Annotated in this window: 17 protein-coding genes and 2 pseudogenes; 18 read left to right on the top strand and 1 reads right to left on the bottom strand. The window is 31.1% G+C overall.

Annotation, left to right across the window (positions count from 1 at the left end):
* Nucleotides 1-8: 8 nt before the first annotated feature.
* Nucleotides 9-602 (bottom strand): RhuM family protein, encoded by a 594-nt coding sequence (rhuM, locus tag KEC48_RS16225; protein WP_249191351.1) that lies wholly within the window; start codon nt 600-602, stop codon nt 9-11.
* A 244-nt stretch (nt 603-846) separates the two neighbouring features.
* Here rhuM and KEC48_RS10540 point away from each other — a divergent pair, with 244 nt between their 5' ends.
* The 18 genes and pseudogenes from KEC48_RS10540 (at nt 847) to KEC48_RS10460 (ending at nt 13,398) form a co-directional block, all read left to right on the top strand.
* The gene (locus tag KEC48_RS10540; protein WP_211962184.1) at nt 847-1,314 is read left to right on the top strand and encodes a hypothetical protein; all 468 of its coding nucleotides are present in this window, start codon (nt 847-849) and stop codon (nt 1,312-1,314) included.
* A gap of 128 nt (nt 1,315-1,442) precedes the next feature.
* Nucleotides 1,443-2,396, top strand: a complete 954-nt coding sequence (locus tag KEC48_RS10535; RefSeq protein ID WP_205089873.1) for a sugar ABC transporter substrate-binding protein — start codon at nt 1,443-1,445, stop codon at nt 2,394-2,396.
* Nucleotides 2,396-3,703: a sensor histidine kinase gene (locus tag KEC48_RS10530; protein ID WP_087357296.1), complete on the top strand. Its 1,308-nt coding sequence runs from the start codon at nt 2,396-2,398 to the stop codon at nt 3,701-3,703. Before KEC48_RS10535 ends, KEC48_RS10530 begins: the two co-directional genes overlap by 1 nt.
* Complete coding sequence (locus tag KEC48_RS10525) at nt 3,696-4,370, top strand: response regulator transcription factor (protein WP_087357297.1); 675 nt, start codon at nt 3,696-3,698, stop codon at nt 4,368-4,370. The genes KEC48_RS10530 and KEC48_RS10525 overlap by 8 nt, the downstream gene beginning before the upstream one ends.
* A 25-nt stretch (nt 4,371-4,395) precedes the next feature.
* Nucleotides 4,396-5,652: an extracellular solute-binding protein gene (locus KEC48_RS10520; protein WP_249191350.1), complete on the top strand. Its 1,257-nt coding sequence runs from the start codon at nt 4,396-4,398 to the stop codon at nt 5,650-5,652.
* A 158-nt stretch (nt 5,653-5,810) separates the two neighbouring features.
* Nucleotides 5,811-6,227: a PTS fructose transporter subunit IIA gene (locus tag KEC48_RS10515; protein WP_211962182.1), complete on the top strand. Its 417-nt coding sequence runs from the start codon at nt 5,811-5,813 to the stop codon at nt 6,225-6,227.
* 14 nt (nt 6,228-6,241) lie between these two features.
* The gene (locus tag KEC48_RS10510; RefSeq protein ID WP_211962181.1) at nt 6,242-6,733 is read left to right on the top strand and encodes a PTS sugar transporter subunit IIB; all 492 of its coding nucleotides are present in this window, start codon (nt 6,242-6,244) and stop codon (nt 6,731-6,733) included.
* 18 nt (nt 6,734-6,751) lie between these two features.
* Nucleotides 6,752-7,594, top strand: a complete 843-nt coding sequence (locus tag KEC48_RS10505) for a PTS sugar transporter subunit IIC (RefSeq protein WP_087357301.1) — start codon at nt 6,752-6,754, stop codon at nt 7,592-7,594.
* Nucleotide 7,595: 1 nt separating this feature from the next.
* Nucleotides 7,596-7,769 (top strand): annotated as a pseudogene (locus tag KEC48_RS10500) (PTS system mannose/fructose/sorbose family transporter subunit IID); the annotation flags it as partial.
* A gap of 63 nt (nt 7,770-7,832) precedes the next feature.
* Nucleotides 7,833-8,579 (top strand): helix-turn-helix domain-containing protein, encoded by a 747-nt coding sequence (locus KEC48_RS10495; protein ID WP_211962179.1) that lies wholly within the window; start codon nt 7,833-7,835, stop codon nt 8,577-8,579.
* A gap of 29 nt (nt 8,580-8,608) precedes the next feature.
* Entirely contained in the window at nt 8,609-8,743 is a 135-nt protein-coding gene (locus tag KEC48_RS16355) for a hypothetical protein (protein WP_283092188.1), read from the top strand.
* Nucleotides 8,744-8,754: 11 nt separating this feature from the next.
* On the top strand, nt 8,755-9,516 hold the full coding sequence (locus KEC48_RS10490; protein ID WP_211962178.1) for an IS3 family transposase: 762 nt from the start codon (nt 8,755-8,757) through the stop codon (nt 9,514-9,516).
* Nucleotides 9,517-9,598: 82 nt separating this feature from the next.
* A pseudogene (locus tag KEC48_RS10485) lies at nt 9,599-10,261 on the top strand (PTS system mannose/fructose/sorbose family transporter subunit IID); the annotation flags it as partial.
* A gap of 15 nt (nt 10,262-10,276) precedes the next feature.
* Nucleotides 10,277-10,546 (top strand): hypothetical protein, encoded by a 270-nt coding sequence (locus KEC48_RS10480; RefSeq protein WP_087357303.1) that lies wholly within the window; start codon nt 10,277-10,279, stop codon nt 10,544-10,546.
* A 44-nt stretch (nt 10,547-10,590) separates the two neighbouring features.
* The gene (locus KEC48_RS10475; protein WP_211962177.1) at nt 10,591-11,394 is read left to right on the top strand and encodes a Cof-type HAD-IIB family hydrolase; all 804 of its coding nucleotides are present in this window, start codon (nt 10,591-10,593) and stop codon (nt 11,392-11,394) included.
* 100 nt (nt 11,395-11,494) lie between these two features.
* Complete coding sequence (locus KEC48_RS10470; protein WP_211962176.1) at nt 11,495-12,094, top strand: DJ-1 family glyoxalase III; 600 nt, start codon at nt 11,495-11,497, stop codon at nt 12,092-12,094.
* Nucleotides 12,057-12,608 (top strand): DJ-1 family glyoxalase III, encoded by a 552-nt coding sequence (locus tag KEC48_RS10465; RefSeq protein ID WP_211962175.1) that lies wholly within the window; start codon nt 12,057-12,059, stop codon nt 12,606-12,608. Before KEC48_RS10470 ends, KEC48_RS10465 begins: the two co-directional genes overlap by 38 nt.
* A gap of 19 nt (nt 12,609-12,627) precedes the next feature.
* A complete protein-coding gene (locus KEC48_RS10460; protein WP_211962174.1) occupies nt 12,628-13,398 on the top strand; it encodes a MurR/RpiR family transcriptional regulator in 771 nt (256 codons plus the stop codon).
* Nucleotides 13,399-13,812 lie beyond the last annotated feature (414 nt).

The following is a 13,812-nucleotide window of genomic DNA, read 5'->3' as shown; positions in this document are numbered from 1 at the left end:
ATTGTGATTTATTTTATACATTCATCGTATTGAATGATATAAATATCTTTTTGTCCTTTGGGTACTTCTAAACAATGATGATCATAATCATCTAATATTTTAAATCCTCTCTGGTAGGCTTTTAAAAACTCTAGCATAGCATCACTACTTGGCAATTGACCACCTGCTTCTTTGTATTGATCAAGCATTCTTGTAACATATTCAATATCTTGAAAGTGTCTATCATTAACAACATATCCTTTTAATAAATATTCTCTTAATATATTATTAGCCCATTTTCTAAAAAGAATACCATTTTTAGATTTTACTCTATATCCGATACTTATTATCATATCTAAATTATAATATTCAATTTGTCGAGTGACTTGACGATTGCCTTCTTTTTGAACTGTCGCAAATTTTGCGATAGTTGAATTATCTAATTCTTCCTTTAATGCATTGTTAATATGTTTTCCTATTGTCTTAATATCTCTATCAAACAATTGTGATAATTGTTCTCTATTTAGCCATACTGTTTCATTATTGGAATCAATAGTAACATCTAATACAAAATCTCCATTTTTAAATTGAACAACTTCATTTTTTTCTACAGTATTAATCATAGCATCATCTTCTCCTTTTCTATTTTTATTGATGAGTTTATGATAACATTTGTTTGTTTCTATTTTATGACCAAATACAAAAAAGATTGAATAATAGAATAAAAAATAAATAAATGGGAAAGAATATATTTTTATATCATTCCTTGTTGAAATATGTTTTTTAATTGATGATAGTGTTTATTGATATTTTTATTTTACGAAGATATATTCTTAAGATATAATATATAAGTCAGGAGATGAGAAAATGTTTGATTATGAATCAGAAATTATTACAGCAATCAGAGAAAGTCATGAAACAATTCTAGAAAATATTATCAAAGATACCAAAGAAGTTTATCAACTCTATTATGAAATACGACAACTGTTGGCTCAAGGTGGTTATATTTTGATGAAAGTTTTTATTGGAATCACGACTCTTTTTATAGCGTTATGTATCTTCTTTATCCAACAACATATTTATCCTTTGGGTATTCTCTTTTTTATTCTTGCCATCATTGTTATGGGATTGGTTATCATTGTCCGTTTTATTTTAAGTGTAGATGCTTCTCATTGGATAGATTGTTTAAGAGATGATGAAGCATTAGTTATGAATAGATATTTAAAAGCTAAGCATATTGAAATTCGATTAAAGAATCAAACAATATCTAAATATTTAAGACATCGACATCAAAAAGAAGTTTTATCTTTAGATGAAGATATGAATGAATCATAAGGTATATTCTATTGAAGAATATGCTTTTTTATTGAAAAGAAATAGATAAACCTATGGAAAGACTATCTTAATTTTTATGGAAAGTATATAATAAGATATATCTTTACATAAACAAAGTAGGTGAAATGATGCAAATAGGAAAGAAAAAGATTGTTGTTATGAGTTTATTTATCGTTGTCATGTTAATTGGTACTCTTATTTATAATAATGATTATTTTCCTAAAAGACAGAATTATCTTTTTGGGGTAACATATATGACAATGAACAATACGTTTTATGAAGTTATCAACAATGAATTATTAAAGGAAATTGAAAATAGGGGAGATCAGCTTCTTGTAAGAGATCCAGCTTTAGATATAGATAAACAAATTGAACAAATTTATGATTTTATTGATGAAGATGTAGATGGGATTTTTATTAATCCAGTAGATTCAAAGAAAGTAACTCCTGCTTTAAAAGCAGCTAAAAAAGCCGGGATACCTATTATTGTTATGGATGCATCTATAGAACAGGAACAGTTTGTTGATTGTACGATTGTGTCGGATAATTATGATGCAGGTGTTCAATGTGCTAAAGACATGATGAAAAGATTGAAATCAGCAAATATTGTTCTATTAAAACATACAAATGTCCAGTCTGCGAAAGACCGTATAGATGGATTTTTAGAAACAATTGAAGGATACTCCCAATATCAAATTATTGATCAGGGAGAATGTGAAGGACAGCTGGAATTAGCCATGCCTATTATGGAAGATATTTTAGAAAAAAATAAAGATGTTGATGTTGTGATGGCTTTAAATGATCCAAGTGCTTTAGGAGCATTAGCGGCTTTACAGGCATATCAATATCATCATACTATCGTTTATGGGGTTGATGGGACACCAGATATTAAAACACTTATTGGTAATCATTCGATGGTTGCAGGAACTGTTGCACAATCACCTATTTCTATTGGCAATATTGCGTCACAAAAGATGTATGAATTATTACGAGGGAAAGCTATTGAAAAAAATATTATTATTCCAGTTCAGTTAATCAATGAAAATAACATAACAAAGTATGATCAAACGGGGTGGCAATAATGAAATATTCTTATCAACAAGTTCTATCTATATTACGTCATTCCCTTAGTATATTAAATTTTGTTATTATTCTTTTTTATAGTATGTTGATTTTAATGACAACACAATATATTGTACAAATACAATATGCCAGAGAATTTTTAGATCGTATCACACATCTTCCACAACACCCACTCGTTACTTTTTTGGGTTCTATATCATTATATGCAGTTTTAATTTTTGTTATATATAATAGAAATACAACAAAAGTTTCATATAAAATGAATGTTTTTTATAGTTTTTTAGAAGTTTTGATTGGTTTTCTTTTGATTTATTTTTTATACATGTCCTATAATGGTGTTTTATTCCTCATCTTCTGTGATTCTATTTTTAACCTAAAACAAGAAAAATATTCTAAAGGATTATTAGGTGTATTGATTATTGTGTATATCATATCTAGTTATGATGTTTTTTCTATATTTGTACCTATGACCAATATGTTTGAATATTTTCAGATATATGGTTCACAAGTCAATGGTATTCTTATGATTATTACTTCATGTTTAGAGATGCTCAATATTATCTTGTTTATTGCATTTATGATTGTTTATCTTGCCGATGAAATGCGACAAAATCAATATATTTCAGAAGAATTAGATATGGTGAATCAAGTCAACAAAGAACTTCAAAATTATGCAGCTATTACTGAAAAAATTGGGGAAAACAAAGAACGAAAACGTCTAGCAAGAGAAATTCATGATACTTTAGGTCATGCATTAACGGGCATAGCAGCAGGAGTGGATGCCTGTATTGCGATGATTGATCAAAATCCTACAGCTACAAAGCAACAGCTTCAAGTGATTTCTAAAGTTGTTAGACAAGGAATAACAGATGTGAGAAATTCTTTAAATAAGTTACGTCCTGGAGCTTTAGAAGAACATGGCTTTAAAGAGGCACTTGAACGTATGATTGCAGAATTTTCAAGTGTCAGTGATTTAACAATTGAATTAGATTATCAGCTGGAAGATATTGACTTAGAGAAAACAGATGAAGATATTATTTTTCGTATTATACAAGAGTCAATTACGAATGCTTTAAGACATGGACATGCCACTGAGGTTAAAATTAATATGCATTATGATAAAAACTTTTTGCATCTGAAAATAAAAGATAATGGTATAGGGTGTGATGATGTTCATTTTGGTTTTGGTTTAACGCAGATGAAAGAGCGCTTAGCGATGATTAATGGAGAAGTTCATTTTGATGGACATCAAGGATTTTTAACAGAAGTGACATTACCAAGAAAGGAGAGGGATAAGCATGATTAAAGTTGTTATTGCAGATGATCAGGAACTTATTAGAGAGTCATTAAAGATTATTTTAGGAACACATGATGATATACAAGTTGTGGGAGTAGCAGGAGATGGATCAGATGTTTTACATATTTTAGAACGTGAAGCAGTGGATGTTATTTTGATGGATATACGAATGCCTGGAATGGATGGTGTTCATTGTACGAAGATTGTTAAAGAACAATATCCCCATATAAAGATTATTATTTTAACAACTTTTGATGATGATGACTTTGTTTTTAGTGCATTAAAATATGGAGCGAGTGGATATCTTTTAAAAGGTGTAGGAATGGATGAACTGTATCAAGCAATTATTACAGTCAATAGTGGTGGTGCCATGATTAATCCGGATATTGCGACAAAAGTCTTTAGTATGTTTTCAAAGATGACTCAAAATAACTATGCTGTCCAAGTAGATGAAAGTTCGATAAAAGATATTAGTCATCCAGAATGGCGTGTTATTCAACAAGTGGCCTTTGGATTGTCTAATAAAGAAATAGCTCAAAAATTATATCTTTCTGAAGGAACAATTAGAAATTATCTAAGCTCTATTTTATCAAAACTCAATCTAAGAGATCGTACACAATTAGCCATATGGGCTGTACAAACCGGTATAACAACAAAGGATTTTCATGATGAATAAGAAAAAGATAATTTGCATCCTTGTGATGATTGCATGTTTTATTTTGATTATTTATCGTCCACGTCAGCTCACTCTTACGATTGGTGTTTTTGCAGGGAGTAATTGGGATGTTCCGAATGGAGATTGTTATAAAATTATTGATCAGGCCATTGAAAGGTATGAAAAAGAATATCCAATGGTTCAAATTGAATATGAGAGTGGAATTTTAAAAGAAGATTATTCAGAATGGCTTTCAGCTAAATATTTAAAAGGGGAAGAACCAGATGTCTTTATGATTCTGGGAGAAGATTTTAATACTTTAAGTGCGTTAGGGGCATTAAAAAATTTAGATAGTTTGATACAGAAAGATCAGCAATTTCATATTGAGAATTATTATGCCAGTGTTTTATATTCTGGACAATATCATAATCATCAATATGCATTGCCTTATGAAAGTAATCCAACGTTAATGTTTGTTAATCAAACGTTATTAAAAAAAGAACATATTCATCTTCCAGATAATGATTGGACATTGGATGATTTCTATACGATTTGTCAACAGGTGACAAAAGATACAAATAATGATGGACAAATAGATCAATATGGTTGTTATAATTATGATTGGTTAGATTCTGTTTATAGCCATAAGGTCAATTTATTTGATGAAAATGGAGAATTTTGTTATTTAAATCAAAAAGATGTTAAAAATGCTATTTCATTTGTACAAAAAATATATAATCTTAATCAGGGGTACACTGTCACATCACAAGATTTTGATATGGGCAAAGTCGCTTTTGCACCTATGTCCTTTGCTGAATATAGAACATACAAACCTTATCCTTATCGTGTTAAAAAATATTCACAATTTGAATGGGATTGTATTCAAATGCCCGGAGCAGATGAAAATAATAGTAGTGAGGTTTCATCGCTGTTGATGGGGATTTCTTCAAGAACATCTCACATACAAGAAGCTTGGGAATTTTTAAAACTATTAACTTATGATACGCAGACACAAAACACGCTTTTTCAGTATTCGCAAGGTATTTCATCTTTAAAAACAGTTATTCAGTCCGATGATGTAGAAAGTTTATTAAATAGTGATATTTTGGAAGATACACAAGTGAATTTGGATTTGTTGAATGATGTTATGGAAAATGCTATGAGTCAAAGTCAGTTTAGAAAATATAATTCTGCAATTGTAACTATGAATAATCAAATCAATCAAATGATTCAAAACAATGAAGATTTAGATTTATCATTGATTTCTTTACAAAATGAAATCAATGAATACTTAAGAGAATAAGATAATGATAAAGTCAAGGATTCTTGGCTTTTTTTGTATTGTGACATTTGTCATACTGATTTCCTATCATCTGTCATGATGAAAATATGACAATAGACAGATGGAATAGAACCTTATCATTGATACAATGATAGTGTCAAATGAAGGAGGGGAAAAAGGTGAAATATTTAATAATGGTAAGTCATGGACAGTTTGCTGAAGGATTGAAAGATGCTCTTTCTATGTTAGCAGGGCAACGTGAAGATGTTTTAGCATTAGGGTTACAAAATGGTAAAAGTGCTGATGAATTTGCAGAAGAATTTTCAAATATCATAAACCCGATTTGTCAAGATGATGAAATAATTTTATTAGGTGATTTAATTGGTGGATCACCACTTACAACAGCTATGAATGTTGTAAGTGAAAAAGGACTCCATTGTACAATCATTGGAGGTATGAATTTACCATTAGCTCTTACAACTGTTTTGATGAAAGATACAATGTCAACAAATGATCTTGTTGTGCAAATCTTGAATGAAGCAACTACAGCATTAAGAGAATTGAAAATTGAAAATGATGAAGATGAAGATATTTAAAGGAGGAAAGAAAAATGTCAGTTTCATTTATTCGTATTGATGATCGTATGATTCATGGTCAAACATGTACACGTTGGGCTCGTGAATATCCTTGTGATGGTTTAATTGCTGTAAATGATAAAGCAGCTAAAAATGATGTGTTAAAAGCGGCCTATAAAGCTGCCAGTGGAAAGAAAACATTTGTCTGGACTTTAGAAGATTTTCAAAAGAAAGCACAAAAAGTATTAGATAGTGATACACGTTATTTCTTGATTACAAAAAATCCTGTAGATATGTGTAAAATATTAGTGGATCAAGGGTTTCAGTGTGGTGTTGATACAGTCATTGTAGGTCCTTGTAATGATCGTGAAGGAGCTGTGAAATTAGGAAATAATCAATCTATTACACAAGAAGAAGCTGATGCTTTTGAAAAAATTGCAAAAGCAGGATATAAAATTAAATTTGCTTTATTGCCAGATGTTTCTATAGGAACATGGGATGATTTTAAAGGAAAGTTCGGTTATTAAAAAGGGGAGGTTTCATTTATGGAAATTAGTTGGTTACAAGCTGCCTTATTAGGTTTATTTGCATGTTTATCAAGTATGCCTGGTTTAGGTGGAACATCAATTGGGAACTACACATTAGGTAGACCATTAATTGGTGGTTTAGTCTGTGGTATTATTTTAGGGGATATTTATTCAGGTATTTTAGTTGGGGTTGCAATGCAAGTTGTATATATTGCTTTGGTGACACCGGGTGGTACTGTTTCAGCAGATGTACGTGCCGTAAGTTACATTGGTATTCCATTAGCTATGATTGCTTTAAAGAGTTATGGTTTAGATGCTGGAAGTGCAGATGGACAAGCAATGGCAACTTCATTTGGAACAATGGTTGGAACTTTAGGAACTGTCTTATTCTATGGAACAGCAACAATTAACCTTGTTTGGCAACATATTGGATGGCGTGCCGTTGAAAAAGGTGAATTCAATAAATTATATGTTGTCAATATGGGATTGCCTTGGATTTCACATATTCTTTGCTCATTTATTCCAACTTTAATTATGTGTAAAATGGGAGCACCAATGGTAGAGTTAATTAAAAATTACTTACCAATGGATGGAATAGCAATGATGACATTATTTACAGTTGGTTCATTACTTCCATGTGTCGGAATTGCGATTTTATTAAAACAGATTGCCACAAAAGCAGTTGACTTCATTCCATTCTTCTTTGGTTTTACTTTAGCAGCTGCATTAGGAATTAACCTTGTATCTGCAACTGTGATTGCTGGTATGTTTGCATTAATTAATTATCGTATTAAAATGTTGACAATCAATAAACCAGCAGTCAATTCAAATGTTGATGATGATGACGAGGAGGATATTTAAGATGGAAAAGAAATTAACAAAAAAGACTCTGACAAAGTCATTTCATAATTGGTATTATGGAAACTTAACATGTTTCTCACAAGAACATATGCAGACTTTTGGATATCTTTGTTCTATGCTTCCAATTGTTAATGAATTGTATAATCAAAAACAAGATAAAGCAAAAGCTATGCAATGATATGATAACCTCCTAGTAGACAGTGTAAATAATTAAACACTGATACGGGAGGTTTTTATATTGGGAAGAAAAAGCAAATATTCTAAAGAACTAAAAATAGAAATATGTAAACGTTATTTGAATGGTGAAGGTTCTACTTATTCATTAGCTGATGAAATCGGCACAAATAATATGGTTGTTTATAGATGGGTTAAAAAATACAATGCTTTTGGTGAATCAGCTTTTGATGATTTAAAATCAAATAATGCATATACTAAAACATTTAAACGGATGGTTGTAGATGCTTATTTAAACGGCGAAGGTTCATTAGATGATCTGGCAATAAAATATAATATTTCTTCTAATAGCACTATCATAAAGTGGATAAAAGATTATAATAGTCATATGGAATTGAAGGATTACATTCCTGGAGGAGAAGATATCTATATGGCGAAAAGCAGAAAAGTAAATAAAGAAGAACGTATTGAAATTGTAAAGTATTGTCTTGAACATGATTTGGACTATAAGACAACAGCTAAGGTATTTGAAACAACTTACGCTAATGTCTTTAATTGGGTCAAGAAGTATAAGGAAAAAGGCGAAGATGGTTTAGGTGATAGACGTGGACATCATAAAGCTGATGAAGAAGTTGATGAAATGACTTTATTAAAACGACAGCTCAAACAAAAGGAATATGAACTTGAAATGGCACTATTGGAGGTAAGAATGTTAAAAAAATTGGACGAGATAGAAAGAAGGCGATATACAGAGAAAGCAAATATGAAGAAGAATATGAAGCAATCAAAGAAATTAGCGAAGAAGAAGTAGATAAAGGAAACACACCAAATATATCACTTATGTGTAGAATACTTGATGTCAAACGTGCAAACTATTATAAATGGCTTCATCATGAAAAGAGTATTGTAGACAAGGAAAATGAAGAGATAGCTGAGCTGATCAAAGAATATCATAAAAATATAACGGATTATTAGGTTATAGAATGATGGCTGATAGAATAAATAGAGATCATCATAGACATTATAGTGACAAACGTATCTATAAGATCATGAGGACATTAGGTATTCAAAGCATCATTCGACCTAAACGAAGAAGTTGTACAGTTAGAAAAAATAACAACACAGCTAAGAATAATCTTAATAGAGATTTCAATGCATCAAGACCAAATGAAAAATGGGTAACTGATGTCACAGAATTCAAATATGGCCCACATAATGAATATAAGCTTTATTTGAGTGCATTTCTTGATCTCTATGATAGAACAGTCGTCAGTTATGAAGTTGGTAATCACAATAATAATATTCTTGTTTTTAATACATTTGATAAAGCAATTCAAGCTAATAAAGATGCACATCCTTTATGTCATTCGGATGGAGGATATCAATACACAAGTCCAGCCTTTGTAAATATGCTTAAAGAGCAGGGAATGACACAAAGCATGTCAAGAGTTCACTGCTGCATAGATAATGGACCAATGGAAGGCTTTTGGGGAATCATGAAATGTGAGATGTATTATTATGGAAAACATTACAACACAAAGGACGAACTTATTAAGGCTATTGATGATTGGATTCATTATTACATGTATGAAAGATATCAAAGAAGATTTGGAGTAAAGACACCATATGAAGTGAGAAGAGAAGCACTATCATTACAAACACCAAATCAATATCCAATATTAGAAAATAAAAGAATCATAAAATATAAACAAGAACATTATACAAGTAATACAACATTAGCTGCATAAAGAAAAATGAAGTTGTCTCCTCGGCAACTTCATCAAAAACATTTTTAATTATTTCACCTGTCTACTTGACAGGGGCGGTTCACAAACTTATACAGCTTTCTTTAATACAGAACCACAGATTGGTTCAGTCATTGTTGGTATGACAGCAGGGTTAGAAGAAGCCCGTGCCAATGGTGAAGATGTAGATGATGAAACAATTAATGGATTACGTGCTGGGTTAATGGGACCTTTAGCAGGAATTGGAGATTCATTAGTCGTTGGAACAGTCATTCCTATTTTATTAGGTGTAGCACTAGGAATGTCTAATGGGGGTTCACCATTAGGAGCTATCTTCTATATTATTGTTTGGAATTTATTTGCTTACTTTGGAATGAAATTCTTATATTTCAAAGGTTATGAATTAGGTGGTAAAGCTGTTGATTTCTTAGTAGGACCTCAAGGAGAGGCTTTAAGAGAATCTATAACAATGTTAGGTGGAATTGTTATTGGAGCTGTTGCAGCTACTTGGGTATCAGTGCAAACAAGTTTTACTTTAATAGCTAAAGGAGCAACAGAACCATACTTGAATTTACAAAAAACATTAGATAGTGTTTATCCAGGATTTTTAACAGCTGCATTTGTTATGCTTTGCTGGTATTTACTAGCAAAAAGAAAAATGTCACCAATCAAAGTTATGTTATTACTTGTTGTGATTGCCTTAGTTGGTGTATTAGTTGGATTCTTTAATCCAGGTTTACAATATTAAAAGGAGGACAGTGTCATGGATACCAAACGCAAAGAAGCTTATATAGCAGAAGTACAATATCAAACAAAAATGCTCAATCATTTAAAAAAATGGTTAAGAAACCTTATCATATTTTCCTCTATTTCTCTTGTCTTTGTTTTGTTTGGATCATCCATTCATCCATTTGTACAAGTCATAAGTGTTATATTCATGATATTAAGCATCCTATCATGTATACTTGTTGGATTGGGATATAAAAATGGATATGATAATGTTCGTAAAATACTTAATATAATGAAATCATAAGAGGATTGTTGTCAAAACAATCCTCTTTCAATAAGGAGAATAAAATGTATCAAATTGTATTCAGTGATGTTGATGGAACTTTGTTGAATGATCAACATCAAATGACACCATTAACACAACAATCTATTATTTGGCTACATAATAAACAAATTCCATTTGTGATTGTATCAGCACGTAGTCCTTCAGGTATTTTTCCAATCATGGAAGAAAATCATTTCAAATCTCATCTCATTGCCTATAGTGGAGCACTTATTATGGATGAGTATCGACATATACTCTATGAAAAAGGGATGAAGACACCACTAGCTATGTTAATTATTCAGAAGTTAAATGCCATGAATATAACATGGTGTGTATATTCTTTTGATCAATGGTATGTTCAAAATCGCCAAGATGAAAAGATTCAAAGAGAAGAAAACATTGTAAAAGCTCAATCTCAAGAGGCTTCTTTAGATGATTTGTTGTCATTACCAGTTGTTCATAAAATATTATGTATCTGTCGTCCCAATCAGACATTAATAGTTGAAAAGCAATTAAAAAAAGATTTTCCACAACTGACAATCGTTAAATCATCCGATATACTTATTGAAATCATGGAACAAGGAATTAATAAAGCACAAGCTGTTAAACAATTATGTCAATTATGGAATATTCCTATTCAAAAAGCAGTAGCATTTGGAGATCAGTATAATGATTTAGATATGTTGTTAGAGGTAGGATATGGATGGGCAATGGGAAATGCACCAAAAGAAATCAAAAAACAAGTCAAATATGCGACATTGGATAATAATCATGATGGTATTCATTATGCATTAAATAATATGAATTATGAAGGAAAGAAAATTTGAAATGATTTTCTTTTTTTATTTTCATTTCCTAATTTAGGAAATACATTGTTGAAAGTGATGAAACAGTTTATGATACAGGCAAGAAAGGAAGATGATGGGTATGAAAAAGGTAGCAGTTGTTGTAGCACCGGGATTTGAAGAAGGAGAAACACTCACAATTGTCGATATTATGCGTAGAGCACATATCCAATGTGATATGTTTGGATTTGACAAGGTTGTTCAAGGAGGACATGATATAGAAGTTGCGTGTGATGATGTTTTAAGTGAAAGAGTTCTTGATTATGATATGATTGTTTTACCAGGAGGTTATGGTGGATCGAGAGCTATGCGTGATAGTGATTTGATGATGGATTTATTGCATCAAATGAATGAAAAAGGAAAATATATTTGTGCTATGTGTGCAGCTCCGATTGTATTAGAAAGAGCTGGATTATTAGAAGGAAGAAACTTTACAGCATATCAAGGTTATGATCAAAAGATACATCAAGGACATTATTTAGAAGATAAGGTTGTTATTGATGGTCAAATTGTAACAAGTCGAGGACCGGCAACAGCCTATGCTTTTGCTTATAAACTGGTTGATTTATTAGGTGGAGATTCTTTGGCAGTGAAAAAACGTATGGTTTATTTCAATGCTTTTGATGTAAAGGAGGACGAGTCATATGAAGCGTGTTGCTGTATTGATGGCGAAGGGATATGAAGAAGGAGAAACCCTTACGATTGTTGACTTATTAAGGAGAGCCAATATAGAATGTCATACATTTTATTTTGATAATGAATTTGTGGAAGGAATGCATCATATGATGATCAAAGCAGATCAGCAGTTTGGTGATGAAATCAAAGATTATGATGTCCTTGTTTTACCAGGAGGTAGACCAGGTGGAGAAAACTTAAGAAATAATGAAGATGTGATTCAAATGGTTCAATATTTTAATCAACATCATAAAATTTTAGCAGCTATGTGTTCAGGTACAATCGTTCTATCTGATGCTAAAGTCATTGAAGGTAAAAAAGTTACAGGATATACAGGTTATGAAGAAAAGTTAAAAGGTGGTCTATTCTTAAATGATGTTGTTGTTTATGATCAAAATATAATCACAAGTCAAGGACCAGCGACACCTTATCCTTTTGCTTTTCAAATCATTGAAGCATTAGGTCAAGATACAAGTGAAATGAAGGAGAGATTGATGTATAATTTTGCTGGAGGAAGATAAAGAAAGTGAGTGATTAAGGATGATTTATGGAAAGTTACCGGTTGTGTTTTTAAGTGTTTTAACAAGTGAGAAAAAAGATTCAACCAATCATCAAATAGCAACCTATATTTTAGAGCATATTGATGAAATGCAAAATATTGGTATTCAAGATTTAGCAAAACGTTGTCATGTGGCGATGAGTTCTATTTCTCGCTTTTGTAAGGAAATTGGTTTAAAAGATTTTGCACAGCTCAAAGAATTATTGGCAGATCCCAATTTCTATTTTGAAGAACAGTCACAGTCTGATTCTTTGCAAGTGAGAGTAAGAGATTATGGGCAGAAAATCTATGAAAGCATACAAATGGTAGAATCATCATTAAATCTCAAACAACTTATTTCTTTGTGTCAAGATTTATATCAATATCAAAGAGTTGGTATTTTTGGCTTATTAAAGGCACAAACAGCTGCCATGAATCTACAGACAGATTTATTAATGACAGGAAAACAAGTTGAATCTTATGTATCTTATTTCCAACAAATGGATTATATTTTAAATGCAGATGAAAATGATTTAATTATTATCTTTTCTTATACAGGTTCCTATTTTGAATATGAAAATTTGAGAGTTTTACAAAAGAGATTAGAAGCTCCTAAAATATGGATGATTACAAGTGTTCAAGAAAACTATCCCTATTTTGTTGATGAAGTTTTAACTTTCCAATCTTTACAGGATCAAGGAAGTCATCCTTATCAGTTACAATTTATCGCAAGTTTAATTGCACAAGAATATAATTACAGATATAAAATATGATTTTAAAGGCAAGATGATTCTTGTCCAATGGAGTCAACTTAGTATATTAGACTAGGTGACTCTTTTTTTATTTCTGTAATTCTTGTGGTATGACTATATGTACTCTTTATTATTATGCAAAAAAAGCGCATAAAGCCCCTGTTGATTTTTTTCGTTTTTTAAAATTTTATCCCATTAAATTTATGATACAATATAATTGTATTCTTAACTACGGGGATATTGTCATGAGCGCTGATTTGTATCGTCTGACTTTTGGATTGTTTCTTCCATCAAGTCTGAAGCGATAGCTTGGTGGTGAAATCATGACTCGTCCCCATCGTTGGTAGTGCCTGTTTGGGCGAACAGGCACTTTTATTTTATTATAGGAATTTGGTTTCGTATGGCTGATAAATGCTTAAAGCAAATATTAACAAT

The organism is Clostridium sp. C1, from assembly GCF_018223625.1.
GTDB lineage: Bacteria > Bacillota_I > Bacilli_A > Erysipelotrichales > Coprobacillaceae > Allocoprobacillus.
This window is presented reverse-complemented; position numbering and strand designations above follow the sequence as displayed.

Coding starts and splice junctions, on each gene's coding strand:
- rhuM (WP_249191351.1), bottom strand. CDS start 602: ATGATTAATACTGTAGAAAAAAATGAAGTTGTTCAATTTAAAAATGGA.
- KEC48_RS10540 (WP_211962184.1), top strand. CDS start 847: ATGTTTGATTATGAATCAGAAATTATTACAGCAATCAGAGAAAGTCAT.
- KEC48_RS10535 (WP_205089873.1), top strand. CDS start 1,443: ATGCAAATAGGAAAGAAAAAGATTGTTGTTATGAGTTTATTTATCGTT.
- KEC48_RS10530 (WP_087357296.1), top strand. CDS start 2,396: ATGAAATATTCTTATCAACAAGTTCTATCTATATTACGTCATTCCCTT.
- KEC48_RS10525 (WP_087357297.1), top strand. CDS start 3,696: ATGATTAAAGTTGTTATTGCAGATGATCAGGAACTTATTAGAGAGTCA.
- KEC48_RS10520 (WP_249191350.1), top strand. CDS start 4,396: ATGATTGCATGTTTTATTTTGATTATTTATCGTCCACGTCAGCTCACT.
- KEC48_RS10510 (WP_211962181.1), top strand. CDS start 6,242: ATGTCAGTTTCATTTATTCGTATTGATGATCGTATGATTCATGGTCAA.
- KEC48_RS10505 (WP_087357301.1), top strand. CDS start 6,752: ATGGAAATTAGTTGGTTACAAGCTGCCTTATTAGGTTTATTTGCATGT.
- KEC48_RS16355 (WP_283092188.1), top strand. CDS start 8,609: ATGTGTAGAATACTTGATGTCAAACGTGCAAACTATTATAAATGGCTT.
- KEC48_RS10490 (WP_211962178.1), top strand. CDS start 8,755: ATGGCTGATAGAATAAATAGAGATCATCATAGACATTATAGTGACAAA.
- KEC48_RS10480 (WP_087357303.1), top strand. CDS start 10,277: ATGGATACCAAACGCAAAGAAGCTTATATAGCAGAAGTACAATATCAA.
- KEC48_RS10475 (WP_211962177.1), top strand. CDS start 10,591: ATGTATCAAATTGTATTCAGTGATGTTGATGGAACTTTGTTGAATGAT.
- KEC48_RS10470 (WP_211962176.1), top strand. CDS start 11,495: ATGAAAAAGGTAGCAGTTGTTGTAGCACCGGGATTTGAAGAAGGAGAA.
- KEC48_RS10465 (WP_211962175.1), top strand. CDS start 12,057: ATGAAGCGTGTTGCTGTATTGATGGCGAAGGGATATGAAGAAGGAGAA.
- KEC48_RS10460 (WP_211962174.1), top strand. CDS start 12,628: ATGATTTATGGAAAGTTACCGGTTGTGTTTTTAAGTGTTTTAACAAGT.